At 28.4% G+C, this 26,674-nt stretch carries 24 protein-coding genes; 14 read left to right on the top strand and 10 right to left on the bottom strand.

The features are described 5' to 3' along the window. Positions 1-56 precede the first annotated feature (56 nt). From B5F09_RS06185 to B5F09_RS06160, 6 genes are all read right to left on the bottom strand, one after another. Positions 57-2,336 carry a DUF262 domain-containing protein gene (locus B5F09_RS06185; RefSeq protein WP_087372684.1) on the bottom strand — a complete coding sequence of 760 codons (2,280 nt, stop codon included), beginning with the start codon at positions 2,334-2,336 and terminating at the stop codon, positions 57-59. 379 nt (positions 2,337-2,715) lie between these two features. Further along, complete coding sequence (locus B5F09_RS06180) at positions 2,716-3,036, bottom strand: AAA domain-containing protein (protein WP_087372681.1); 321 nt, start codon at positions 3,034-3,036, stop codon at positions 2,716-2,718. A gap of 278 nt (positions 3,037-3,314) precedes the next feature. Beyond that, the gene (locus B5F09_RS06175) at positions 3,315-3,635 is read right to left on the bottom strand and encodes a hypothetical protein (RefSeq protein ID WP_087372678.1); all 321 of its coding nucleotides are present in this window, start codon (positions 3,633-3,635) and stop codon (positions 3,315-3,317) included. A gap of 1,049 nt (positions 3,636-4,684) precedes the next feature. Continuing rightward, positions 4,685-5,623, bottom strand: a complete 939-nt coding sequence (locus tag B5F09_RS06170) for a DUF6339 family protein (protein WP_087372675.1) — start codon at positions 5,621-5,623, stop codon at positions 4,685-4,687. Between the two features lies 1 nt (position 5,624). Beyond that, a complete protein-coding gene (locus tag B5F09_RS06165) occupies positions 5,625-6,482 on the bottom strand; it encodes a hypothetical protein (RefSeq protein WP_087372672.1) in 858 nt (285 codons plus the stop codon). After that, positions 6,466-8,370 carry a hypothetical protein gene (locus B5F09_RS06160; protein WP_087372670.1) on the bottom strand — a complete coding sequence of 635 codons (1,905 nt, stop codon included), beginning with the start codon at positions 8,368-8,370 and terminating at the stop codon, positions 6,466-6,468. The genes B5F09_RS06165 and B5F09_RS06160 overlap by 17 nt, the downstream gene beginning before the upstream one ends. 506 nt (positions 8,371-8,876) lie before the next feature. Here B5F09_RS06160 and B5F09_RS15295 point away from each other — a divergent pair. The 3 genes from B5F09_RS15295 (at position 8,877) to tnpB (ending at position 9,733) form a co-directional block, all read left to right on the top strand. Next, a complete protein-coding gene (locus tag B5F09_RS15295; protein WP_143357489.1) occupies positions 8,877-9,011 on the top strand; it encodes a transposase in 135 nt (44 codons plus the stop codon). 73 nt (positions 9,012-9,084) lie between these two features. Beyond that, a complete protein-coding gene (locus tag B5F09_RS06155) occupies positions 9,085-9,342 on the top strand; it encodes a hypothetical protein (protein WP_087372667.1) in 258 nt (85 codons plus the stop codon). A gap of 34 nt (positions 9,343-9,376) precedes the next feature. Next, positions 9,377-9,733, top strand: coding sequence for an IS66 family insertion sequence element accessory protein TnpB (gene tnpB, locus B5F09_RS06150; RefSeq protein WP_087372663.1), 357 nt, complete (start codon positions 9,377-9,379; stop codon positions 9,731-9,733). 18 nt (positions 9,734-9,751) lie between these two features. Here the strand turns inward: tnpB and tnpC are convergent, their stop codons facing one another. Beyond that, positions 9,752-11,356: an IS66 family transposase gene (gene tnpC / locus B5F09_RS06145; protein ID WP_087372660.1), complete on the bottom strand. Its 1,605-nt coding sequence runs from the start codon at positions 11,354-11,356 to the stop codon at positions 9,752-9,754. A gap of 298 nt (positions 11,357-11,654) precedes the next feature. Between tnpC and B5F09_RS06140 the strand changes: the two genes are divergently transcribed. The 3 genes from B5F09_RS06140 to B5F09_RS06130 are packed head-to-tail and all read left to right on the top strand — an operon-like array spanning position 11,655 to position 12,746. Then, positions 11,655-11,927: an acylphosphatase gene (locus B5F09_RS06140; protein ID WP_087372657.1), complete on the top strand. Its 273-nt coding sequence runs from the start codon at positions 11,655-11,657 to the stop codon at positions 11,925-11,927. Between the two features lie 22 nt (positions 11,928-11,949). Then, positions 11,950-12,315, top strand: a complete 366-nt coding sequence (locus B5F09_RS06135) for a hypothetical protein (RefSeq protein ID WP_087372653.1) — start codon at positions 11,950-11,952, stop codon at positions 12,313-12,315. A gap of 2 nt (positions 12,316-12,317) precedes the next feature. After that, entirely contained in the window at positions 12,318-12,746 is a 429-nt protein-coding gene (locus B5F09_RS06130) for a metallophosphoesterase family protein (protein ID WP_087302163.1), read from the top strand. Positions 12,747-12,793: 47 nt separating this feature from the next. On the opposite strand, the gene B5F09_RS06125 is transcribed toward B5F09_RS06130, so the two are convergent. Then, the gene (locus B5F09_RS06125) at positions 12,794-14,128 is read right to left on the bottom strand and encodes a 6-phospho-beta-glucosidase (RefSeq protein WP_087372650.1); all 1,335 of its coding nucleotides are present in this window, start codon (positions 14,126-14,128) and stop codon (positions 12,794-12,796) included. Positions 14,129-14,255: 127 nt separating this feature from the next. Between B5F09_RS06125 and B5F09_RS06120 the strand changes: the two genes are divergently transcribed. From B5F09_RS06120 to B5F09_RS06105, 4 genes are all read left to right on the top strand, one after another. Further along, positions 14,256-15,596 carry a PLP-dependent aminotransferase family protein gene (locus B5F09_RS06120; RefSeq protein ID WP_087372647.1) on the top strand — a complete coding sequence of 447 codons (1,341 nt, stop codon included), beginning with the start codon at positions 14,256-14,258 and terminating at the stop codon, positions 15,594-15,596. A 300-nt stretch (positions 15,597-15,896) separates the two neighbouring features. Further along, positions 15,897-16,502 (top strand): biosynthetic peptidoglycan transglycosylase, encoded by a 606-nt coding sequence (locus B5F09_RS06115; protein WP_087372644.1) that lies wholly within the window; start codon positions 15,897-15,899, stop codon positions 16,500-16,502. 82 nt (positions 16,503-16,584) lie between these two features. After that, on the top strand, positions 16,585-16,995 hold the full coding sequence (locus tag B5F09_RS06110; RefSeq protein WP_087302155.1) for a DUF3842 family protein: 411 nt from the start codon (positions 16,585-16,587) through the stop codon (positions 16,993-16,995). A 105-nt stretch (positions 16,996-17,100) separates the two neighbouring features. Next, positions 17,101-18,456 carry an MATE family efflux transporter gene (locus B5F09_RS06105; RefSeq protein WP_087372641.1) on the top strand — a complete coding sequence of 452 codons (1,356 nt, stop codon included), beginning with the start codon at positions 17,101-17,103 and terminating at the stop codon, positions 18,454-18,456. Positions 18,457-18,515: 59 nt separating this feature from the next. Here the strand turns inward: B5F09_RS06105 and B5F09_RS06100 are convergent, their stop codons facing one another. Then, positions 18,516-19,094 carry a hypothetical protein gene (locus B5F09_RS06100; RefSeq protein WP_087372638.1) on the bottom strand — a complete coding sequence of 193 codons (579 nt, stop codon included), beginning with the start codon at positions 19,092-19,094 and terminating at the stop codon, positions 18,516-18,518. A gap of 278 nt (positions 19,095-19,372) precedes the next feature. Here B5F09_RS06100 and pap point away from each other — a divergent pair, with 278 nt between their 5' ends. Continuing rightward, a complete protein-coding gene (pap, locus tag B5F09_RS06095; protein WP_087372635.1) occupies positions 19,373-20,851 on the top strand; it encodes a polyphosphate:AMP phosphotransferase in 1,479 nt (492 codons plus the stop codon). Positions 20,852-21,011: 160 nt separating this feature from the next. Further along, positions 21,012-21,830, top strand: coding sequence for a Cof-type HAD-IIB family hydrolase (locus B5F09_RS06090; RefSeq protein WP_087372632.1), 819 nt, complete (start codon positions 21,012-21,014; stop codon positions 21,828-21,830). A 106-nt stretch (positions 21,831-21,936) separates the two neighbouring features. Here the strand turns inward: B5F09_RS06090 and B5F09_RS06085 are convergent, their stop codons facing one another. Continuing rightward, complete coding sequence (locus tag B5F09_RS06085; protein ID WP_087372629.1) at positions 21,937-22,500, bottom strand: TetR/AcrR family transcriptional regulator; 564 nt, start codon at positions 22,498-22,500, stop codon at positions 21,937-21,939. A gap of 172 nt (positions 22,501-22,672) precedes the next feature. Here B5F09_RS06085 and B5F09_RS06080 point away from each other — a divergent pair, with 172 nt between their 5' ends. Together B5F09_RS06080 and B5F09_RS06075 are read left to right on the top strand one after the other, a co-directional pair. Continuing rightward, complete coding sequence (locus tag B5F09_RS06080) at positions 22,673-24,745, top strand: RND family transporter (RefSeq protein ID WP_087372626.1); 2,073 nt, start codon at positions 22,673-22,675, stop codon at positions 24,743-24,745. Then, positions 24,729-26,522 carry a hypothetical protein gene (locus B5F09_RS06075; RefSeq protein WP_087372623.1) on the top strand — a complete coding sequence of 598 codons (1,794 nt, stop codon included), beginning with the start codon at positions 24,729-24,731 and terminating at the stop codon, positions 26,520-26,522. Before B5F09_RS06080 ends, B5F09_RS06075 begins: the two co-directional genes overlap by 17 nt. The last annotated feature ends 152 nt before the right edge of the window (positions 26,523-26,674 follow it).

The following is a 26,674-nucleotide window of genomic DNA, read 5'->3' as shown; positions in this document are numbered from 1 at the left end:
TTATTATCACCACGTTTAATAGTTGATCATAATTATTAAAATGTCAATACTATTTTCTATTTCCACAAACGTATATATTCGCCTTTATTATTAGAAAACTTAATTAACTCTAAATCTCTAAGTTGTTGTAGAGTTTGTCTAATTTTAGATTTAATACTATTGTTAGTAGGGTGTTTTTTATGTAGCTCTTCTTCATAACTGTATAAATCTGATAGAGTAAATACATTGTTTTCAAATTGATCAATTATAAGAAATATTTCCTTTTGCCAACCTTTTAAACTTGAAATAATTTCATTAGAGTTTTCTTTTGATAATAGTACTATTTGATGAAGTGTATCTATAGGTTTAATAAAGCTTTCAAGATTAATTGATTTAAATGATTGTATATTATAAGTTGTTTTAAAAATTTCGCAATTGCTTCTATTAAATAAATTATTAATAATAATAGTTTTCAGTTTTTTAAATCTTAATTCTAAAAAATTAATATAAGCATCTTTAAGTTGAGCAAAGTCATTATAATCTTGATCTAACCAATTTAAATCTTCTTTTGTTGTAAAACTAAACTTTTGTTCTATTTCTTCTAATGATATATTTTTTTCTTTTAAAACAAATAAATATTTATCATCTTGGTATAAAGTCTTATCTCGCTTTTTTCTATTTATTTCTTCTCTTAAAAGGCAAAGATTTGCAAAAGAACTTATAGGTAAACCATACTTTACACCCTCGATTTTTGGTAACTTTTTCATCATTGTTTTAAGTTTGCCTTTAGGTGCTAAATGTTCTATATCATAAGTAACATCATCGTCTTGTTCATAAGCAGTAAATGAACGATTATAAATAATACTTAATAATAATTTATCTGCCCTCTTAGGTGTAGCCACCTTCTCAGCCTCATGTCTATTATTGATAACTTGTCTAAACCAATGATCTAATTCATTTTCGATGTTTTCTTCAGTAACATCAGAAGTATAATAATGGTAATTAATCGAAACATCATCCATTCGCTTATCACCTGTCCCGCGCCAATAATCATTTAAAATATCGATAAGATATCTTTTAAATGCATTTTTCCGAAATTCTTTTTTGAATTTTTTAAATGATTTATTTGATCTTTCAATTTCAATATTTCTCCCAATTACTATTTGATTATCATCATATGTTAAAGTAGAATATTTAGCATTAAAATAATTTCCGATCATTGAACATATTTGAAATTCTGTATGATAGATTTCAGAACTATCTCTTTTATTTAGTTTAAAATTTAAATATGGTTTAAGCAATTTATATATTGTGTTAGTAACGTCTAAAATATTAATTAGAAATTGATTTATTTTTTTATCATCCTTATCAAACACAATATTCAATATTTTTGGCATATCAGCTAATTTACTGTTTTTATTTGCAAGACAGCAATTTACCAAATTAAATCCACAACTTTCAACCTCCTTATCTTTTTTTGGTTTCCCAAATAACTGTGGATATCTTTTTATCAACATTTTACTAAAACCAAACAAGACTTGATATAAATTCAATTGTCTTGATTTTCTTATTTCATTAATATCATAACCATCAACCGTAAAGTTTTTATCTAAAATTGAGACATAAAAATTATCAACATAACTAATAATATCATCTAATTTATTATCATCTATTGTATATATTTTAGTTGACCAATTAGCTGATAAAATTTGATATTTGGACAAAATTGTTCCTCTGGAATTAATACGATTAAATACTTCGGGTAGATTGTCAGGATTTCCTGTATAAATGATAGCAGGTATTTCCGCATTGGCCAGATCTTCGCATTCTTCCTTGAATTTTGAAAATAGATCTCTTAAAATCAATGATATCTCAATTATTGATTTATCAGTGCATGTTGGAAATTGTTTTTGGATCTCTTGGGCACAATCAATATAATTTATATTTTTTACATCATTTAGCGTCTTATTATTATCTTTAACCCATTCACAAATAGTATTTTTAATTTTATTTTTGATTGCTTTCTTCTCACCATTAGAGGCAATATGATTGAATATAATTTCTAATGTTTCATCACTAATATCAGAATCTCGATAAAATTTTGCCGGTGAATGCAAATATTCATATATTGTAGAAGACCTTTGTAATCCATCAATTAATTGAAATGTATGATCTTCTTTTTCGTACAATAATATGGTTCCAAACGGATAACCCTTTTTAATAGAATCAATTAGTTTATCTTTCTGACCTTGTTTCCAAACTTGCCCTCTTTGATAATGTGGAACTCTTATATCTCGATTTTTAATTTTATCTGTTAATTCGCTAGCTTTAAATGTTGTTGCTTTCCAATTTGACATTTTTCTACTCTCCTTAATACTAATTAGATCATAAAAAGATCTATCTGTAAAGGGGATAGATCTTTGTCAATATTTAAATATTTTCACTTTTTTAATGGGAAAATAATAAATTTTAATTATTACAACAAGAAATAACACATCAAAACAAAAAAACATATCTCCTTGAATATCCAATGCCAAGATTGAAGAAATAAAAATTCAAGAATAAAAACAATCCTAAAAATACCAATGGATTTCTAAACTTTTCAAAGATGAGAAATAGAATTATGTTTTCGATAAATAGGTATTATAAAATCTGATGAGGAGAAAGATGCCCTTTAAAATATTATGAGGACATGTCGTATATGGCCTTTAAAATTTTATAAGGGGTCTCTATTCCTCATTTTTTGTTATAATCTGATTGTCTGGCTGCCCTAATGTTCGGCAATGAAATTAAATGTTCTAAAACATTATTTACAGCCAAATTTGCCTGAGATGCAACTAAAACCCTTTTATTCTGAGAAACAAATTGATAAATGGCTTCAGCTATTACTTTTGTTTTCCCACTGCCAGGAGGACCTTGCAACAGGCATACATCAGGAGCTGAAACCATTTTTCTCACTGCACTCTTTTGTGGTTCATTTAGATTTGGATTTTTCCAATTACTTATCTCTTTGATATTTTTTGGTAACCTTGCCTTATTAATGTCAAAGAGCCACATATCCAGTCCTTGTGCAATCGTATTTCGGATTTTTTAATCGATAATGGCTTTCTTCAATCTTTTATTTAAAACTATATCACTTAATTGAGACAAGACAACAAATCCATCAGTATCAAAATTTCGATATATTCTTCTAATTAGATCATCTCTTATAAATGAAATGTTTTCTAATTCTATTTCCAAAAGATCAACAATTGATTCAGGTAGTCTAAAAACAAGTTCATGATAAGTAGGGATTTCATATGTATCCTTAATTTTACCAACACATTTTTCTAATGTTAAAGTTTTTTATCCTCAAAAACAACATAATTTCTAAATTCATCCCAAACCTCTAAGTCAATATTTTCAATATCAATTTCTCCATCATTTGAAATAAAATCTAAAGATGCTCCATTATTATTGGAAGTACTTTGTATTTCCGTATCAATACTAAACTTCCATCTATCTTTTGAAGAAGTATTCCCATAAATATTAACTTCATTTTTAGTTAAATATTTTTTAAAATTCTTTAAATCAGTTTCAGAATCAGAAATTGTTAGAAAGTGAATGTTTCGTTCTTCAAAATCAATAAAAAAATAAATATATTTTAATGCGCTCATCCTATATAATGATAACTGTTCTTTCTAGTCAAGTTAGTCATCCCATAACTTCAATTCTGTCATCGTTTTATTTAGCATAGCTTTTGTGTTATCTTCAGTAATTAAATCAAAAAGGCAATTTGCACTAATTTTATTAAATGCAAAACTTACCTTAATAGATATGTCATTTTCTCTTTTAATTGTATTCTCAATAATATTTACATCTTCTAACTGTTGATTAGCAGATTATTTGAACAAAAAAATGAAAGAACGAGTCAAATAAAATTAATAAATATAATAAAAACAGTTAAAATAATTTGAGAAAATAATATGCAAATTATCTTAACTGTTTTATTATTATATTTTTTGTATCTTTCTTACTAAAAATTCTTTCTTATTTTTATCAGTGTGAAAAATTGACACATTTCTAATAACGCAACTTTAGTCTATTCCAGAAGCAAATATTTTACTAATGATTTCATTTATAGATTTATCATTTACCATTAGTTGAGGATAATCAAAATCTATTTTGTTAAACTTTTCAACTAAATAATCAGCTTCTTTATTACTTTTAAATTTATGAAGAATGATTGTATTGCCGTTGTTTTGATTTTTTATTTTTAGACGTATCTTTCTTTAATTTTTTCTGTTTGCTCTTTTTTTTGGATTATAGGGTTTTTGTTCCCCCTTATTTTTGGCACTAAGATATCTTGATACATATACAATTGAAGAATTTTTGTAAGTACAAGCTATCCCTGGAATATGTTTATCATCTTATCCTAATGCATAATATATTTACCAAACTTTTTGCAAAAAAATACAGATACATAATATGTTGATCCATTAACAATTTGTGGTATATCATCCGTTTTTAATAGTTCGATTTTTTTATGTATAGGACAAAACAGCATTTTATCACTTCTTTTTTTATATAAATTATTAGATAGGGTTACTATAAATCTTTATTAATCTCGAATATTAATATTTTATTTATTACATGAAATGTCTTCATCACTACAAATTTAAACATTCTATTCACAAATACTTATTAAAAAATATATAAGTAATTTTTAATATATCAATAAGATTTTTAATTCATCATTTTTATATGAAACCAAATCATTTACTTTTTTATTCAAAAAATAAGAGATATTATTTTCATCAATCGTCAGTTTGAATATTCTATTTTTGTTTTTACTTAATACTCTAAGTTCACTATTTATATTTATTCTCTTCTTCTTAATTCCTTTTACAACATCAGCACCAAATTTATCATAATATTCAATACGATCTTTTAACTTTAACTCAATATCATTTTCGTCAAGAAAATCTAATACATAAATACCACCGATAACATTCAAATATTGTACTAAGGATCTAAAATAGTCTTGTGAAATAATTCTACCATTTAGTTCATAGTAATCTATGACATTTAAGAAAGGGCGTAATAAATGAATATTTCTACTGAAATTACTTGTAAAAACATCATTAATCCTTGTAGCCATATCTTTTCTACCAAGAGTATCTGCAAAATGTAAAGGGTCATCTTGATTAGTCTCATCGTAAAGCATTTTACCTAACCACCATAATTTTGCTAAAGTATGTCTAACTTTTGATTTTGGATCTTGAGAAAAAAAATATCTAGATAGAATATAATTTTCCTTTTTCATGTTGTTAGATTCTCTAGGATTGCTCCATCGTTTTTGGATATATTCAAAAAAATCGCTATGTGCTAATCCAGTCCACAATCTTTCATCACACGCTTGTGATTCAGTCAACTCTTTTAATGCAGGATATAATAATTTGATATTTTCTAAATCCATTTTTGTTGGTTCATCTGGATTTATGTATAATTTAAATGGTTCACAATTAATATTAATTTCTTCAAATGGCTCTTCATATTGTTCATAAATCCATTCATTGTTTAAATCAGAATAATGTGTGATATTAGATTTCACATTAGCTTTAAAATAATCTAAAGCATCCTCTTTAAAGAAATGTAGTTTCACTCTAATCCCCTCCTTCTACTGATGTCAAATCATACAATGCATTTTTAATCGGAGCTTTTAATAGTTCTTGTGCAATAGACACTGACGATTTACTTTCAAAAATCTGACTATCAATACCAATATTTAATATTTCTAATTGTTTAGCAATACATCTATACCAATAACGATCTTCATAAGTTTCTCTCATTGTATAATCCTTAATTTGATCAATCACATATACTAAAACCGGAAGAACGATCATACTATGTATAACCGGTAGCTTATCTTGTCCTTGTAATTGAACAAAATATTGATACATTTCATCCCCTAATTGAATTTTAATTTTATTATCATTTTCTAAATCCACATCCATGTAATCATCCAAATCTAGTTTTTTTACTACAGAGATGATTGATGAGGATTTATAATTTTCTTCTTTATCCTTATCAACTATAAAAGCATAAGCATTATCATATCCTACGATATACCCTCTATTTATACTGAATGATGCGTCCAAATAATCTGAACTAATACCACTTTCTTTATTTATGATGAAATTTTTATTTGCTAGTAATAAACAACATATTTCAACTTTTGCGGACAACAAATGTGAGGCTATCTCGATAACACCTTTCAAATCATTTAATATAAATAATTGTCTATACGCAGTTTTTGAACATTCAACAAGAATGGTTAGTTTTATATCTTCTTTATCAATTCCATTTAAAATAAATTTGTTTGAAATTTTGGTTGTATAAATAATCTTTATTGATTCTTCATCATTTTCTATATTATATTCAAAGGCAAATTCATTTACAATATAATCATCAACGTCACTAGAATAAACAGGATATGAAAATAGCCTATTTCTTATTTGCATATAATTTCACCTCCAAATTACATTGGTAGTCTGATTCTATTGAAAATCGAATTATTTTAAAAAATCCTTTGTATATTCTCCCGATATGTATTGTATTTTGAGTAACTTTTAAATTTCTTCCGTCAGAGGTTGCAGACAGAATGTTAGCCTCAACATTTGTTGTTTCTCCTGAAATATAAACTTGCAATCTGTAATCTTCTATATTTTGATTTACCAATAATTTAATCGTATATTCATTTTTATTAATGTCACTTATAAAAATACGTTTTTTATAATTATTCACTTCTGAAAACTTTATAATTGGCCTATTCCCATCCTTGTCATTTCCTTGATGAGGCGCTCCTTCACCGTTTTTATTTTTACTATGATCATTACGAGGTACATCTTTTGTATCATATTCTCCATTATCATCTAACGATCCAGTATCTTCATATTCATAATATGAATTTTCATTTGATGAAGTCTTATAATTAATCGATTGTTTTACTTTATCTTTTTTATTAATTGTAACTTTAGACTTTTTATTTTCTAAAGATTCATGTTTTTTCTTATCTTTAGATAATTCGTAGAATTCTGGTAGTAAACCTTCCAATCCTTTAATATCAATTTCTTCTCCGTAACTCTCAGTACCTTTTTGAACTATCGTATCCTTAATCCATTTGTTTAAAGTTTTAAGAACTTTTTCTGCCTTTTTTATATTTTTTTCATGGTCATAACGATCTGGCTGCCAACACGTATGGGTAGGATCTTCCATTCTAGCAAAATATTGATTTAATTTTTCTCCTTCCATTGTTAGGATTGCAGAAAATTGAATACTTTTAGAAATACGATTTTTATCAAATAATTTCATGCCATTACTTCTTGACATTAATACCGTTCTATTAGCAAGTGAATCTTTAAAAATTTTGATTTTCAATTTTACCTTTCCAGTTATTCCATCAAAAAGATTAGTATTTTCATATACTTCTTCATCAGACAGTAAAACTTGATAATAATTAAAAGCAGAAGCGCATCCATCAGGTTTGTCTTTGTATTTTTCTAATAGTTCTTTTAGACTATTTTTATTCACTATTACATCTTGAATTTTTACTTCTAATTCAGAATTGTAAATTGCCAAGAGGAAGTTTTCTAAAAGTGATATGATGATTTTATCTTGCCAATCTGAATAATCATTAAATCCCATAATAAATATATCAGTTCCATATTCACTTCTATAATTGATTTCATCTAATTCATCAATCGTCTCACAACATGTTGTTGATCCATCTGACTGTAAAACTCCATAAAATCCATTACCAAACTTTTTCTCTCCATTTGTTATAAAAGTAGCTAATTTAGAAACACCTTGTGCCGCAGATTTTCCATCCTTATCATAAGTGTTAAAGAAAACTGTACGTAAAGATGATGCAGCATAAATAGAAGATTTACCAATCCCATAGCTACCACTATTGGATCCTGTCTTATTTGATACTCCTTCGGAACAAACCATACTAAACCATGATGAATTTTCTTCTTTATCATCACTGCCTGTTAATCCTGTTGTATTAAAATCACTTATACGCAAAACAGGAATATATTCAGACTCAAGAACCTTGCATGCATGATTAAAGAAATCTATAGACTTTTTATTTCCCCTATGTTCCCAATATCTTTTTGCATCATACATATACTCTTTCAATGTTACGTAACCAGGAAAAAATTCTTTTGGGATTGTAGATTTATAAAATTCCAATTTTACTGGTTTGCATCCATTAGTAGCATCTAATGAATTCTGACAAATCTCCCTGGTTAAAGATTCCATTATTTTTCCTTTAAATGTTTCAACACCACTATTTGAAATTCCTTGTATACCTAATCCGTTTGCAGCAGGAAAATTCCATTCTTCCATAATCACATCACCTTTCTAGTAATAACATATTTTTTAAGTTAATTTGTTATAATCATAACTAAATTCATAACAATAAAGTATAATTCTTACATTTGTGATTTATAAATTATACTAAAGATAAAACTTAGTTCCTTAAACAATTACGTTTTCTAAAATCAATCAAATAAAAAATAATATTTATATTTAACACATAATTAATACTTACCAAAGATCTTTAAACTCACAATCAGTACCTATATGCTCTATTATAGTCTATTTTTATAATTATTTTGCATTATTTTTCATATTTCCCCAAATTTATTAACCCTTGTCGATAACAATATATTAATTTCTAAAATAAAAAATTAAATTTCACATTAAAGAGACAAAGGTTAACTTTAGTCTTTCAGCATCTTATAAGTTATTGATACTAGAATAAAAACTGTACCGGTTAAATGGAAGAACTAGCTAGTATATGGTACAATGTCATAAGCTTAAATCAAAAAACAGGAAAGAGGTATATGACAATGACTAAACCAATATTTACAGATGAATTTAAACAAGGAGTAGTACAATATGTGTTGGAGCATCCAAATAAATCTAAAGTAGCTGTTGCTAAACAATTTGGTATTGCTGACAGCACAGTCCATAAATGGCTGTAAGTGGTCTATAATTAACACACTATAAGTGAACCGATGATTGTGAGATAATACTCGCAAAGGAGGTTCACTTATAATGAATAAAAATAACGAAACAATTGACTGGAATGCTTTGATCGATCAATACAAATCCAACCAGAACTTTATATCTATGATCGATTTCTGTAATCGTCATCATGTTTCCATTGATGATATGAAATATCATTATCATAAGCAAAAATCTGATCATACTAAAAAAGTAATTGAGCTTAGATCTATTAGTATGAACAAAAATTCTTTCATCCAATTGGAATATAATGGTTTTAGATTAAAGCTTTTCCCTGGTTTCGATTAAGAACTGCTTAGATCTGTTATCAGATGCTTATCCTATGATTCTTGATGTCAACAATGTCAAACGTATTTACATCATTACTGGTCGCACTGATTTTAGAAAAGGGATGCTTTCTCTAGCCGCTATGGTTAGGGATATCTACGATCTTGATCCCTTTTCTGATGCTGTGTTTATCTTTTCCAATAGAACCAGGAAATCGATTAAGGTTCTTCACTGGTGCATCAATGGTTTTGAACTTTATACTAAGACCGTTACCGACAAATCTAAATATCAATGGCCCAATGATGAAAACGAAGCTATGCTGATCACTAAAAAGCAGCTTAGCTGGCTGCTTGATGGTTTAAGTATTCATCAGTCCAAAGCATTCCATGAAATGAAGCAAAGGATCTTTTGATCCAGGCTCAAAAAGGTATCAAGTTTTTGATACCTGAGCTTTCTTTATGTTCCATGGCATTAATGATTCCAGTTCATCTTCGTTTATGTTTATGTTTCCAGAATCATCCTTTCGCTCAACCATATATTTTAATACCGTGCAGATATATCGGTATGGAGATATACCATTTTCCTTGGCTGTCTGTATCAGCGATAAGATACACGCACTGCTTCTTGCACCATCAGGACTGCCAAAGAATATTGCTGATTTTCTTACGTTGATGACTGGTTTTACACTCAATTCCGTCAAATTATTGGTTAATGGAATTCGTCCATCATCTAGAAAATTATACAGCCATTCTTTATTGCTTATGCTATAGCTTAGTGCCTGATAAAGCGGACTGCCTGGCATGACTTCATCATACAGCTTTTCCAGATATTTATAAAGATCATCAAGTTTCGCCTTTACGCTGATATCTTCACCATTTTCATTTAAATCCTGATTTCGCAGTTCCCTGATCTTATCATAATTATCCTGATACTTTTCTAAGAGTTTTTTATCTGCCTTGAATACTTCTTTGTACATTTCTACAATTTTTATCTCTGGCATATCCTCATGAACATTTTTCCCCTTACCTTTGATATTTTCAACATATTTGCGTCTGCTGTGGGCATGACAAAGACAGCGTGTTACATTCGTTACTTTATTGTATCCTGAATAGTCGTCGGTCAATAGATACCCGCTGTATTCTGTTAAAAATGATTTTGGTATATTGCCATTCCTTCCTCCATCATATTGGTAAAGAATTATTGGGTGTTTAACATATGGCCCTGTTCTATAGATCCATATATATGTCTTTCCTAGACGTTTTTTCCCTTTTTCACCATATATCCTGTAATGTGTTTCGTCGGCCATGATCAGATCATGATCAAGCAGCTTTTTGTGAAGATGATCATAGATAACCATTAAATATTTTTTGGCTGTTTCGATCATCCATCTTGCATATGTGTTTCTGGGAAATATTATCCCCTCTACTTTCATTGCAGATTCAATTCTTTTTAATGGCACTCCAAGATTATATTTCATATCCATCAGATAACCCACGGTTTCTATCGAAACTGGTGATTTATCAAATAATAGTTGTGGTCCTGGTGCTTTTATGATTCCGCAATCATCATTCTTTTCACAGTTTCTACAACCGTATTCGTATATCTTATGAATTCGTAATTTAACTTTTCGGGGGATGACTACAAGTTCTTTTCTCTCGATGACATTCATCAGATGTAGCTGACCACCGCATTTGGAACATGTTTTGTCTTCAGTGTCATGTTCAATGACTTCTGTTTCAATATCTTCAGGAAGATGATTCATAGCATTGATTTTTGGTTTGCGAGAATGGCTTTTGACATTGATTCGTTTTTCATTATATTCATCAGCAGCTGCCAGTTCATCAGCCTCATCAAATAGATCAAGAGTTGGTTGAATGGTAGATATCTTTTCAGATTTTTTACCATATTTGTCATTTTTTAATCTATTCAGCTGATTAAGATATAATTCAGCATTATGCTGGGCATTCTGGTATTTTTGATAATAATCTTCAGCAAACTGTTCTAGCTGTTTTCTGGACATAGTGGAAAAATCCATCAAAAATCAACACCTTTCTATGACAAAAATTATACCATAAACAGGTCTAAAAATATTGGTTTTATGAGATAAAATAAGATTTTTAATAAAATTTACATTCATATTTTAATTGGATTTACATTAAATTTTAAGTGTGTTAATTATAGACCACTTACAATTTTATATATAGTAACAAAGAAAACTCGTAAGTTAAATCAGTTTAAAAACTAGCACTTCTATTTAAAATAGAGGTGCTTTTATTATGCTATATAAAGTTATATTTGTGATATAATTATTGCATGGTTAGGAGGTTACTTATATGCTTGTTAGAAAACATTATATTTTTAAAGGACGAGTTCAAGGCGTTGGTTTTCGTTTTACTACATATCAAAAAGCAACTGCGCTTAATTTAACTGGCTGGGTCCGTAATCTTTATGATGGTTCAGTTGAGGCTTGTTTTCAAGGTGAAGAAACTAAGATACAACAATTAATAAAGGAAATGCAAAATATTCGTTATATTATTATTGATAATATAGAAGTTGAAGATTTAACGATACAACCTTCAGAACATTCATTTGAAATTAAATATTAATATAAAGAAAGGGTAATATGTTGTGGTAATAGTTTTAATAGCGGCAAGATATAAAAGGTTAATGGAATGGATCAATAATAGAAAATATGATGATATTGATGGAATTTATATCATTAAAATTGTGGGACCTAAGGTATTTTTATATATTGCTACTAATCTTGATTTTGAAACAATAGTAGATACGTTAAAAAATAGTATTAAAGCTCAAGGTGGTTTAGCTTATGTTTATGAGTTTTATACTATCTACCGTGAGAAAATAGATTATAATGCCTATATAAGTGCCAAAGTTAAAGATACGATGCGTTATTTCAATACTAAACAAAAAGATTTATCAAATCAGGAATTAGAGGATTTTTTAAAGAGTAATAATATAAAAGGTAAAGATTAAAGATGTTAAAAATTGGAATTATTTCAGATACTCATAATGTATTAAAAGAAGTAGTTATTAATGATTTAAAAGATTGTGATTATATCATTCATGCAGGAGATATTGTAAAAAAAGAGATATTAGATGAACTACAACAACTAACAAAGGTTTATGTAGTAAAAGGGAATAATGATAATTTAGATTTAAATGAAGAAGAATATTTTGAGATTGCTGGTCATTCTTTTTATTTAATTCATGAATTGCATCAAAAAAAGGATGTTGATTTTTATATTTATGGTCATTCGCATCAATTAGCTTGTTATCAAAAGGGGAAAACATTATATTTAAATCCTGGTAGTTGTGGTCGTAAACGATTTTCTTTACCGTTAACATATTTAATATTGTATTTAAATGAAAATAATTATGAAATAGTAATAAAGAAGATTGATTAAAGCAATAAAGACAGTTTTGAAACTGTCTTTATTGTATTTTTAAAATATTATTTATTTTTTGTAAATTGTGGTAAATATTCTTTGTGAGCTTCAATTAACTCATCAACAACGATATTAGCAAGAGCATCACTAGGACATAATGGGTTGATATTTAAAGCAGTAACTGCTAAATCACGATCTCCCGTAACCGCAGCTTCACATACTAATCTTTCAAATGATTTCATCATATGAACATAACCGCTAATTGGTAATTTTAATGCTCCAGTTGCTACTGGTTTTGGACCATCAGCAGTAATGCGGCAAGCAACTTCAACAGCGCTATCCATTGGTAAGTCAGCAATAGCTCCATTATTTCTTACATCAACATATTGAATATCACCAGTATTATTATAGATAGATTGAATTAAGTTACAAGCTGCATCAGAATATTTAGCACCACCACGCATTTCTAATTGTTTAGGTTTAACTGCTAATTCTTCATGACCATATAATTCAAATAATTCATCCTCTGTTTTACTAACAACTTCACCACGAACTGTACCAGTTTTAAATTGTTCTTGTTCTTCTTCTAATTGTTCTTTAGTATAGAAGTAATAATTATGATAAGGACATGGAATAGCCTTTAATCCTTTGATAAATGATGGTGAATATGGTAAAGAAACGAAGTTTTTCATTTGAATAGTATCTTCTTCTTTTAAGTTTGCATAACGATCTAATAATTCATCAAAACGAGAAACACCATTTACAAAAACATCAGTTGCAAAGATAAAGTGATTAACACCTTGGATTTCCATTGTTACATCTTCTTCTTTAGCGTTTAACATTTTTGCAAAACCACTTACCATATTTACAGGAACATTACATAAACCAATTGCCCGTTTAAAATCAGTATAACGATAAATTGCTTCATTAACCATCCCTGCAGGATTTGTAAAGTTAATTAACCAGGCATCTGGGCATATTTCTTGGATATCTTTTACGATGTCTAAAATAACAGGAATAGTTCTAAAAGCTTTAAACATTCCTCCAGCACCGTTTGTTTCTTGACCAATCATACCATGAGAAATAGGAATTCTTTCATCTAAAATACGTGATGGTAAACGACCGATACGCATTTGTGTTGTGACAAAATCAGCACCTTTTAAAGCTTCCTTGCGGTTATAAGATAAAGTGACTTTCATAGGTAATCCAGCTTTTTTAACCATTCTTTGAGCTAACGCCCCAACAGTTTCCAATTTTTCTTTACCTTCAGGAATATCAACTAAGCATAATTCTTTAATTGGTAAAGTATCATAACGATTGATAAAACCTTCAACTAATTCTGGAGTATAACTGCTCCCACCACCAATAGTAACAATTTTTACAGATTCTTTTTTTTCCATTTATCTATTTCTCCTTTTTTAACCTATCGATACTTAAATTATATTGCTTATTAATAAAAATACAATAGCTATAACTTTAAACTGTACTAGTACAATTTGTGCTATAATATTAATGTAGGTGATAAAAATGAAATACTATGAACAAATTGTGGCTGATATAAAAAGAAATATTCAAAATAATAAATACAAACCTGGTGATAAATTACCATCACTAATGATAATGGCCAATCAATATCAAGTAAGCAAGGGGACTGTTTTAAAAGCATATGAAACTTTAGAAAAACAATGTTTAATTTTTTCTAAACCACAAAGTGGATATTACATTGCTGATGGAATTAGAATCCAATCTAATAATCATGAAGGTTATCATTTAGAGACAGGTAACCCTCTAGTAAACAGTCATTTATTTAACGAAATGAAACAGTGTTTAAATATTGCTGCTGAACTTTATTCGTTTAAAACATTAGATTTGACTGTAAGAGGAGTTGATAGTTTAAATGAAATATTACCATCATATTTACAATTAGATGGAATTTATACTAGTGAAAAAAATATTTATTTGATTCAAGGAATCATGCAAATGTTGACGATTTTTTCTAATAGTCCGTTTCCAAATGGAAAAAATACTATTTTAATCGAAGAACCTAGTTACTCGTTTTATATAAAATATTTAAAAGAAATGAAATTACCAGTTAAAGTAATTAAACGAGATCAATATGGTATTGATTTAAAAGAACTAGAACGTATTTTTAAATACGAAAAAATCAAGTTTTTTTATACTATTCCTCGTCATCATAATCCCTTAGGAACTTATTATGACCATCAAACACGAAAAAAAATTATGGAACTAGCAATAAAATACGATGTTTATATTATTGAAGATGATTATTTTAGTCATTATGATCCAATTCCCAAATATTTACCGTTATATTATTTTTCTAATCGAGATCATTGTATTTATTTACGTAGTTATACTAAAACAATTCCATTTATAAGAATTGGTATTGCTGTTGTAGACGATGATTTTATAGAAACAATGGATAAAATGACCAAACTATCATATTATTACTCTTATCATATGCCATCACTAGTTTCACAGGCAACTTTAGAAGCTTATATTCGTAGTGATATTTATCAATTTCAATCTAAAACAATCGCTAAAGAAATTCAAAGTAAATTAAAGGTTGTAAAAAAGATTACAAAAGAATGGGATAATCAAATTATTGAATTAATAGGTGGCAAATCTGGTTATTATTTTACGTTAAAATTTTCAAAAAAGATTAATAGTGATCTATTAGTAAAAAAATTAGAAAAAGAAGATATTTACGTATCAACTAATCATAGCAGCTATTATAACTATAATAATGAGCAAAGTATTAGGTTAAGTATTTCACGAGTTACTAAAGCGGAATTAGAATTTGTTTTAAAAAGAATTTATCAAATAGCTATTAAGCTATATAATTCTTAAAACATATTTTACCAAAAATGGTTGATAATCTTATAAATTAGTGACTCATTATTTCGAAATTCTTTTAATATAATTACAAGCGTAGTCAAAGATATTTACATTGTTTTTTCAATCCTTTTTCAAACAGACTACAAGATATATCTTTCCCCGGATATTTTCATGATTAAAAGATAGCTAGGCAGTTAGCTATCTTTTAATATTATAAAGTGACGATTTTGTAAGGTTATGTAATGCATATCGATGGAAAAATATAGTTATTGTAGTTATTATAATAGTATTAGATATAAAAGAGGGATTTGTATGAAAAAAATTATTTTCCGTTTATTTGTTATCATAATACTTATTGCTTTAATATTTTGTGGATTTTATGCTTATCAAGGTTATAAAGTTTATCAGGATGTAATTGAGGAAAAGAATATTGAACAAAGAGTTGCAGAATTACAAAACAAAGAAGATTATGTAAAGCTTGATGAAATAGCTGATGTATATGTTGAACTAGTTGTTGAAAGTGAAGATCATCGTTTTTATCAGCATCATGGTGTAGACTATATTGGTTTAACTCGAGCTATGTTGACGAATTTAGCTACCTGGTCTTATAAAGAAGGTGGCAGTACGATAACACAACAATTAGCTAAAAATTTATGTCTAAGTTTTGAAAAAAGTTTAGATAGAAAATTTGCCGAAGTATTTATCGCCTGGCAATTGGAAAGAGATTATAGTAAAGATGAAATTTTAGAGATGTATTTAAATATTACATATTTAGGTGAAGGCAATTATGGTATTAAAGCAGCAAGTAACTATTATTACAATGTTGAACCAAGTCAGTTAACTAAAGAGCAGGCCGAAGTTTTGGTAAGAACATTAAAATCACCTAGTGTTTATAATCCATCAATTATTAATGAATAGTTGTTATTTTTCTTGACTTGAAGTTTGCTTTAAGGAGTATAATATAAAAAAGTAATCTTTAGAAGGGATATTAAATTAGTATATGACAAATGAAAAAAGGGAAATAGTTGTAATTGATGGCCAAGGTGGTGGAATTGGCAGTAGTGTTGTTGAAATACTAAAAAAGGAATTAGATGATTTGTTTATAATTGCAATTGGAACCAATAGTGCAGCTACTAATCGAATGAAAAAAGCTGGGGCTGATGTTGTGGCAACAGGTGAAAATGCAATTATCTATAATGCTAAAAATGCTAAGATGATCGTTGGTCCCATTGGTTTTGTTTTTGCTAATTCAATGTATGGAGAAGTTTCACCAGCGATGGCTAGTGCAATTAGTGCTAGTGAAGCAACAAAATATTTTATACCAGTAAGTAAATGTTCTGGACATGTTTTAGGAGTTGAAAATAAATCAATTCAAGAATATATAAAAGAACTGGTAGAAATATTGAAATAAATTTTGTTATTTAATTGGATCTCTAGTCGAATGATTAGAGATTTTATTATTTAAGAATTATAAAAAATGTGTATAATGATAATGTGATTTGATGGAGGTGAAAATGTGGAAAAGTATCAAAAGCAGATTAAACCAATTTTATTTTTAGCTTGGCCAGCAATAATTCAAGAAGCGATGAATGTTGTTGTTTCTTATGTTGATACTGCGATGGTTGGAGCACTAGGTGCTAATGCTTCTGCAGCAGTTGGATTAACATCGACTGTATGCTGGTTAGTAACAAGTATTGCAATTGCTTTTGGGGTAGGGATATTGGCCGTATGTGCCCAGGCTGTAGGGGCTAATAATCATGAAAAAGTCCAAAGAACTGGACAGCAGGCACTTTTTTTTACATTGATAGTTGGGTTGACATTGACGGTTATTTGTGTAGCCATTGCTCCGTATTTGCCGGGCTGGTTAAATGGTGCACCAGCTATTCGTAAGGATGCAACTACATATTTTTTGATTATTTCTATTCCATTATTATTTAGATGTACAGTATTGATTTTATCGTCGTTATTACGTGGTGTCAGTGATATGAAAACACCGATGTTAATAAGTTTATATATGAATTTAATAAATATTGTTTTTAATTTCTTTTTAATTTATCCAACGCGCCAAATATTTGGAATTACTGTTTATGGTGCCAATATGGGGGTTGCTGGCGCCGCTATTGCTACTGCAATATCATTTGTAGCTGGTGGTGTTATGATGTTTGTTCGCTATTATCGAAATCCAACTTTTAATTTTAAGAAAACTGGCTTTCATTTTTATCCAGCTGAATTTAAAGAATGTCTATCGATAGGAATTCCAGTAGTCTTAGAAAGAAGTGTTATTTGTCTGGGTCAAGTTACTTTTTCTTCGCTGATAGCTAAGCTGGGAGTTGTTCGGTTTGCGGCTCATACAATTGCCATTCAAGCAGAACAAGCTTTTTATATACCAGGTTATGGTTTTCAAAGTGCGGCTTCTACGCTTGTTGGTAATGCCATTGGACAAAAAAGTGAACATCGGGTAAAAGAAGTAACTTATTTAATTTGTGCCATGACAGTGTTATTGATGATTATTTGTGGGGGATTATTGTTTGTTTTTGCAGAAAATCTAATGGGCATTTTTACACCTGATCCAGAAGTAATCAGATTAGGAGCCCGGGTATTAAGAATAGTTTCAGTTTCGGAACCGTTCTACGGTATTTTAATTATTTTAGAGGGAACATTCAATGGAATGGGTGATACTAAAGCACCATTTGTATTTTCTTTAATAACGATGTGGGGAATTAGAGTAACCGGCAGCTTTATTATGATTAATTTATTAAATTTAGGAATTGAAGCGGTTTGGGTTATGATGGTTATAGATAATGTTAGTCGCTGCTTTTTATTAGCTAGAAGATTTTTAAAAGGTGGCTGGAAGTATCGTCTTAATACCTAAGCGAGCAATGCTCGCTTTTTTGTAATATAAAAAAGCCACTAGAAATGTGGCTGGATTGTTTATAAGATAATTTTACGTCTAGTTTTCTTACAATGTTTTTCAAATTCTAAAGCAATATGATTCATTTTAGATAATTCACTATAATGATAGTTAATGCGTTCAAAAGTATTATCAATACATTGATAATGATAAACATGACTAACACAATTAATATAGATATGCTGATAGAAACTATCTGTTAATGGATGGTTATTAAAATATTCTTCAAGTAAATGTTTTGGTAAATTATGACAATGGGAAAAAATGTATAAACCGTTGTTTAAATATTTTTGATAATTTTTACTTTTTTGCTCTTTTCTTTCAATTGCATTATCAATTTTTTGCATTACAAATTCTAAATCATCTTCATTATGATCAAAAGGATTTATTTGTAAGATAGCATAAAGTGGTTTTTTAATATCGGCTACAGCTTCCACAGGAGTTAAAGCCTGCGTTACTTCGATTCCATAATTACAATCTGGAATACGTAAATCTGGTCGATCTGATTGGATAATTTGATTTTCTGCAACATTTAAAATTTTCATTAGGGTTAAAGCAGCATATTTTTCAAAATAATTCTTACTATATGTTTCTTTCATACAAGACCTCTTTTTTAAAAAGTGATAATCATTTTAGATTATCACTTAGTGGGTTTATCTTTATAAATATTATACCATAGATATAAATATTTTCATATTTTGAATTAGTATTTTATTACGATAAAAAGTAGTCCATTAATAAAAAACTCCTTGATTAATGATTATTTTACTTGAATATAAGGTAAAAAATAAGATATTGAGTAATTTTGGCGCTTTTTAATTTATTTCACTTTAAGCGCTTACACTAGAGTGCTAAAATAAAAACAAGGAGGAAAGTTATGTTAAAAGAATATAGGTTTGAAGAAATAGAATTGGCAGATGATATTGAGGAATGTTTAGAAAATGCTAAGCTAGAGTTATCTAGAAAACAAATGGTATTAAAAGAAAAGAAATTGCCAGTAGTTGTTTTATTTGAAGGCTGGGGTGCTTCTGGAATTGGGACGACTTTAGGTAAGGTTATTCAAAACATGGATCCCCGTTTTTATACTGTTGAAACAATGAATAAAATTAGTGAGGATGAGACTCGAAAACCATTTTTATATCGTCACTTTATACGAATTCCAGAAAATGGAATGGCAACATTTTATGATCATGGCTGGATGAATGATATTGTAAAACAGTATATTTATCAAGATATTTCTAGAAAAGAATATGTTGCAAGAGTTCAAAGTGTCAATAATTTTGAACGAACATTAGTAGATAATGGTTATTTAGTAATTAAATTCTTCTTCCACATTTCTAAAGAAGAACAAGCTAAAAGAATGAAACGATTATTAAAGCATAAAAATACTAAATGGCGTATTAGTGATGATGATATTTGGCAAAATAAACATTATGATGAATATTTGAATCTATATAATGATTACATGAATCAAACTAATCCAGCTTATGCACCATGGTATGTTATTGATGCTACTAATAAAAAATTAGCGCAATTGCAAGTATTAGAAACTTTAATGAGTTGTATTCAAAATCGTTTAGATCACGAAAAGAAAGATGCCTTGATCATTGATAATATTTATCCACTAAGGGAAACAATTAATCTTAATGAATGTGATTTAAGTTTAACAATCGATGAAGAAACATATCGTAAAGAATTAAAAAAATGTCGTAAAAAACTTAGAAAATTACATAATATTATTTATCGTAAAAAAATACCGGTTATTATTGCTTATGAAGGTTGGGACGCTGCTGGAAAAGGTGGTAATATAAAAAGAGTTACTTCTGGATTAGATCCACGGGGTTATACAGTATATCCAATAGCTGCTCCTGATAAAAGTGAAATTAATCGACATTATCTTTGGCGTTTTTATAAACGCCTTCCAAAAGACGGTCATGTGGCTATTTATGATCGGACCTGGTATGGTCGGGTAATGGTTGAGCGGCTGGAAGGATTCTGTAGTGAAAATGATTGGCAAAGAGCTTATAATGAAATGAATGAATTTGAAAAAGAATTGTCTGATTGGGGTGCAGTAGTAATTAAATTCTGGGTACAAATTGATAAAGATACGCAATTAGCAAGATTTACAGAACGTCAAAACACACCAGAAAAACAATGGAAAATTACTGATGAAGATTGGCGTAATCGTGAAAAATGGGATTTATATGAAAATGCGGTTACTGAGATGTTACAAAAAACTAATACTGAATTTGCACCATGGTTTGTATTAGAATCTAATGATAAAAAGTATGCTCGTATTAAAGCAATGAAAATAGTCATTGATGAAATTGAAAAGAAAATTAAAGATGTTGATTAAAAGCTAACGTAATAGTTAGCTTTTAATAATTGTTATTTTTTTATCAAAAAAATAATTACAAGATGAAGTATTTATGATAATAAATTACAAATAAATTAAAATTGTTTGATAATAAATAATCCCTTACTAAAATAATTAGTAGCAAGCGGAGGAAGAAAAGATGAGTAAATTAGATAATATTAAAGCAATTATGTGTGATGTAGATGGCACATTATTAAATAATGAAGGTATTGTAAGTCCAATGACTGTAGAAGCAATAAAAAAAGCTCGTGACAAAGGAATTTTATTTGGTTTAAGTACTGGTAGAGATGTTCACAGTGTTAAAACACTTTTAAAGACATGGGGAATTGCAGGCTTAGTAGATACTATAGTTGGTACTGGTGGAAGTGAAATCTATGATTATCAATTAAATGTTGAAAAATCAAGCTATCCTCTTGATGGTGAATTAATCAAAGACATTATGCGTCATTATGAAGGCATGGATTTAAATTTCGCTATTCCAGATCAAGGAATATTATTTTCACCTAAAGATGATGAATATATTCGTAAATTAGCAAAAGATGATCGAGTTGATTATCAAGTAGTTGATTTTAATGAGTTTTTAAGCAAACCACGTGCTAAATTAATAATAATTTGTAAACCAGAGTATATGGATACTGTTATTGAAAAAAGTAAATCTTTTTCAAATCCAAATTATAAATCAGCTTCATTAAAAACAGCTAGTATTTTATATGAATATATGGATCCACGAGTATCTAAAACTAATGGTTTAAAAGAAGTTATGAAATTACACGGTATATCTATGGCTGATATATGTTCATTTGGTGATGCTGATAATGACTATGATATGACTTTAAACGCTGGTGTTGGTGTTGTCATGGAAAATGGTAGTGACAAAACTAAGAGTGTTGCTGATTATATTTGTGATGATAATGATAGTGATGGAATTGGTAAATTTATCGAAGAGTATATTTTATAAAAAATTTTAAAATATTATAATTAGTTTAAAAAGATAAAAACAGAAATTCGTTTGAATTTCTGTTTTTTGATTATCAAATTTAAAAAGTGTTAGTAATAGAAATTTTTTAGCTATTTAAAATGCCACTAGATATTATTTCATCAACTAAAATAGCCAATTTGTGTGGCTGAATATTAAAACTGCTATTATACCACATGTCGCAAACTCCTAAAAATCCAGAAGTAATAAATTTAAAATATATTTCATAAATTTCATCATCATTAATTTTAAATTCTTTTTTCCATGTATCGAAACAATAGATTTTTACAATTTCAATCAATTTAGATGAAAAAGAAATATCACCATGTTCACCAATTAATACCATAGTTAAATCACGATTTTCATAAATATATGAAAACAGTGGGTCTAAAAGATCCAAAGGACGATTTAATTTATAATCATTTAAAATTTTATGAAGATCTTCAATTATTTCATTTTCAAGACATTCAATCATATCATAAATATCTTTGTAATGCAGATAAAAAGTACCGCGATTTAAATCACATAAATCAGTAAGTTCTTTAACTGAAATTTGATTTATAGGCTTTTTTTTAAGTAAAGTAATTAAATTATTAGTTAAAATTTTTTTGGTTTTACGAACACTGCGATTGTTACTTGATTTGTTTACCATAATATCAACTCCTTTTTTAAAAATGTTGATTTTTCAACATTAGCTAGTAGATTGCATATTGAATATACCAATCATTACTGCATATAATTTAATTATAGTTAATAAATAAACAAGTGTCAATTTATTAACTATATGTTGATTTATAAACTTACGTTTATTAAAGGAGGTTAAAATGGATGCATTTATTGAAAAAATACTAAAGCATCGTCGTATTATAATTGTTTTTTATGTGGTTTTAGCTTTAATGAGTGCCATATTATCAACATTTGTAGCTGTAAATTATAATATTAATGATTATTTACCAGAAAGTGCAGCTTCAACGATTGCTTTGGAGACAATGGAGAATGAATTTGATAGTGATGTACCTAACGCTAGAATTATGGTTGAAGATATCTCTATTCCTGAAGCATTGGAGTTTAAAGAACAATTATTATCAGTAGATGGTGTAAATTCAGTTACGTGGTTAGACGACTCACAAGATATAACAGTTCCATTAGAAATGATGGATTCTAGTATTGTTGAAACATATTATCAAGATAACAGTACTTTATATAGTGTTGCATTAGATACGGATAAAGCCATTACTGCCATTGATGAGATAAAAACTTTAACAACAAAAAAAATTAGTTTAACGGGTGATGCAGTTTCGACAGCCGCTGCAACTGAAGCCACGGAACCTGAAGTTAAAAAAATTGCTATAATTGCAGTAATTGTTGTCTTTGTAATTTTATTTTTAACTACAACATCATGGGCAGATCCAATAATTTTTATGCTGACAATTGGAATAGCAGTTTTGATCAATCGTGGGACTAATATATTATTAGGAGAAATTAGCTTTGTTTCTAATGCTGCCGGTAGTATTTTACAGTTAGCTGTTTCTATGGACTACTCAATTTTTTTAATGGATCGTTTTGCAACCTATCGTAAAAGTGGTGATGATAGTGTTTTAGCAATGACCAAGGCTGTAAAAAACTCATTTAGTTCAATTAGTGCTTCTGCATTAACAACAATAATTGGTTTTGCAGCTTTGTTATTAATGAAATTTAAACTAGGTGTAGATTTGGGATTAGTAATGACTAAATCGATTATTATCACGATAATTGTAGTTTTTACATTTTTACCAGCAGTATCGGTACAGTTTTATAAAGTGATTGAAAAATTTGAACATCGTTCATTTATGCCAACATTTAAATATTTTTCTAAATTTGTTTTGAAAATCAGATATGTAATGGTAGTTATCTTTTTTGTTTTGGCAATTCCTTGCTATTTTATACAAAATCAAAATACTTTTTATTATGGCTCTAGCCATATATTAACAAATGGAACGGAATATTATGAAGATACTACTAAAATTGAAAGTATCTTTGGTAAATCGAATCAAATGGTTTTAATGGTACCAAAAGGCTCAACAGCGATAGAAGGACAGTTATCAGATGAATTGAATCAGCTTGATTATGTCAAGGATATTATTTCTTATGTTGATAGTGCTGGGGTATCAGTGCCTAAAGAGTATTTGGATGAAAGCTTACTAGATCAGCTTGATGGTGAAAATTACACTCGCTTTGTTTTAACAATTGACAGTGATTATGAAGGTGACCAGGCATTTGATAATGTTCAAGAAATTAAGCAGATTACTAGTGAATATTACGAAGAATATCATCTTGCTGGTACAGTACCTTCTACTTATGATATGAAAAATGTAACAACAGCAGACATGAAACTAGTAAATGCAGTAGCTATCATAGCAGTATTTATAATCATTGTTTTAACTACTAAAACTATTTTATTACCAGCAGTATTAGTTTTAGTAATTGAAGGAGCAATTTGGGTTAATCTATCATTGCCAGCTTTAACAAATGAACCTATTTTCTATATTTCATATTTGATTATTAGTTCAATTCAATTGGGGGCTACAGTTGATTACGCTATTGCTTTTTCAAATCGATATTTAAATACTCGTAAAAAGCGCTCTAAAATATCAGCATTAGATCATGCTATTAGATATTCGACTTTACCTATTTTAACGAGTGGATCAATTTTAACAATTGTAGGTTTTATATTGGGAAAAATTTCTACTCATGGAATATTAGCTGAGTTAGGAATCTTATTGTATCGAGGAACGTTATTTAGTTTGATGTTTGTTTTACTAGCGTTACCTGGTTTTTTAACTTTATTTGATCGCTGGATTTTGAAATTTAGGTTTTCTAAAAATAGAAAGGAAGTTATTAATGATGAAAATAAGTAATAAAATATTGGTTTTAGGGCTTTGTAGCGTAGTTGCTGGTAATTGTATTATTCCGATTCAAGGAATTGAACCTTCAAGTCCTAAAGAAGAAGTTATTTATGCAAATTTAAATCAGGATGGTACTGTTGATGAAAGTTATGTAGTTAATATCGTTTATCCTCAAAATAATAAATTAATTGATTATGGAAATTATAGTCAGGTAAAAAATTTGAGTAGTACTGATAAATTGGTTTATAAAAATAATCAGGTTAAGGCAACTACTGATGAAGAAAAATTATCTTATCAAGGATATTTGGAAGATCCAAGTTTACCATGGAACTTTAAAATTAGTTATTATTTAAATGGTAAAAAAATAGCGGACAATAAGGTTGCTGGTTGTAAAGGAAAATTAACTATAAGAATCGAAATTACTGAAAATAAAGATGTTAATGAAGTGTATTTTAATAATTATGCTTTACAAATAACAGCTAGTTTAAACAGCAATAATTGTAAAAATATTATTGCAAATGGGGCAATGATTGCTAATGCTGGTGATAATAAACAAATTACTTATACACTTTTACCTGGTAATAGTGAAACATTAGAAATTACTAGTGATGTAACAGATTTTGAAATGGGTGGAATTTCTATTAACGGAATTCGTTTAAATTTAGCGATAGATAAAAGTAATATTAATACTAGCTTGATAGATAATAAAATTGGAGAAGTACAAAGTGCTGTTAATCAATTAGATAGTGGGGCTAATGATCTAAATATTGGTGCTTCATCGTTAGATCAAGGAAGTAACGATTTAGTAAATGGCATTAATCAAATTAAAACAGCCTTAGTTACTTTGAATCAACAGTCTGATAAATTAACAAGTGGTTCAAAAGAAGTACAAGAAGCATTATCTATAATCGATAGTACATTACAAAAAATAGATATTGATGCTACAAAAATAAATCAATTAATTGATAGCACCAATCAAATTCAAACAGGTATTAGCACTTTAGTAGCCTCTTTAAATTCAATGAATCAGGCGATCGAACAATATAAAAATGCAACTGGTGGATCAATTAGTTCAGTTTATAATCAAAGTGAAGAAATGATTGCTAAGTTGGAGTCGTTAATTGCTACCGATCCAGCCAATAGTGAATTTTATAGTCAATTAATTATTTTATTAAAGGCAGGAGCTGAAAGTGAAAAAATTTTAGAGCAATTTAATAACCAGTTAAGTCCGGACATTTCAGGGAACACTGTTATTAATGGGGCTTTGATGTTAGAAGAAAACTATCGATTATTTAATCAAGAGATAATTAATTTAGCAAATGAATTAACAACGATCTTAGAGAACATGGATCAACTTAAAACAGGAATTAGTACCCTGGCTGCTAACTATGGTAATTTAAATAATGGTTTTAATAACTACACTAATGCTTTAAATCAGATTGTAGAGGGCTATGAACAAATATATACAGGATCTTTAACGCTTGCTAATGGTACTAGTGATTTGTATCAAGGAACACAAGAATTAGTTAAAGGAACAACGGAATTCAAAAATCAGACTAATGATATTGACTCTATGGTTGATGATTCTATAAGTGAAATGTTAAGTGAATTTAGTAATGATGATTACCAGGTTGTATCTTATGTTTCTTCTAATAACAGTACTGTTTATGATATTCAGTTTGTTATTACAACACCAGCAATTGAAAAAAAGGTAGAAAAGAAGCAAACAGTTAAAGTAGAGAAAGAAAAATCTATTTTAGAAAAATTTTTAGAATTCTTTGGGTTTTAAAGTTGTATAGTTAATAATGATTTAAAATGATACGATTCAAATTAGTAAACAATAATGTTTATTAAAGAGAATCGTATTTTTAATATTTCTATAATTAAATAAAGATAATGCAACTTTACCTATTAATTTAAATAAGATAAAATTAGGTGAGG

It is taken from the genome of Erysipelatoclostridium sp. An173 (assembly GCF_002160495.1).
Lineage (GTDB): Bacteria > Bacillota_I > Bacilli_A > Erysipelotrichales > Coprobacillaceae > Thomasclavelia > Thomasclavelia merdavium.
This window is presented reverse-complemented; position numbering and strand designations above follow the sequence as displayed.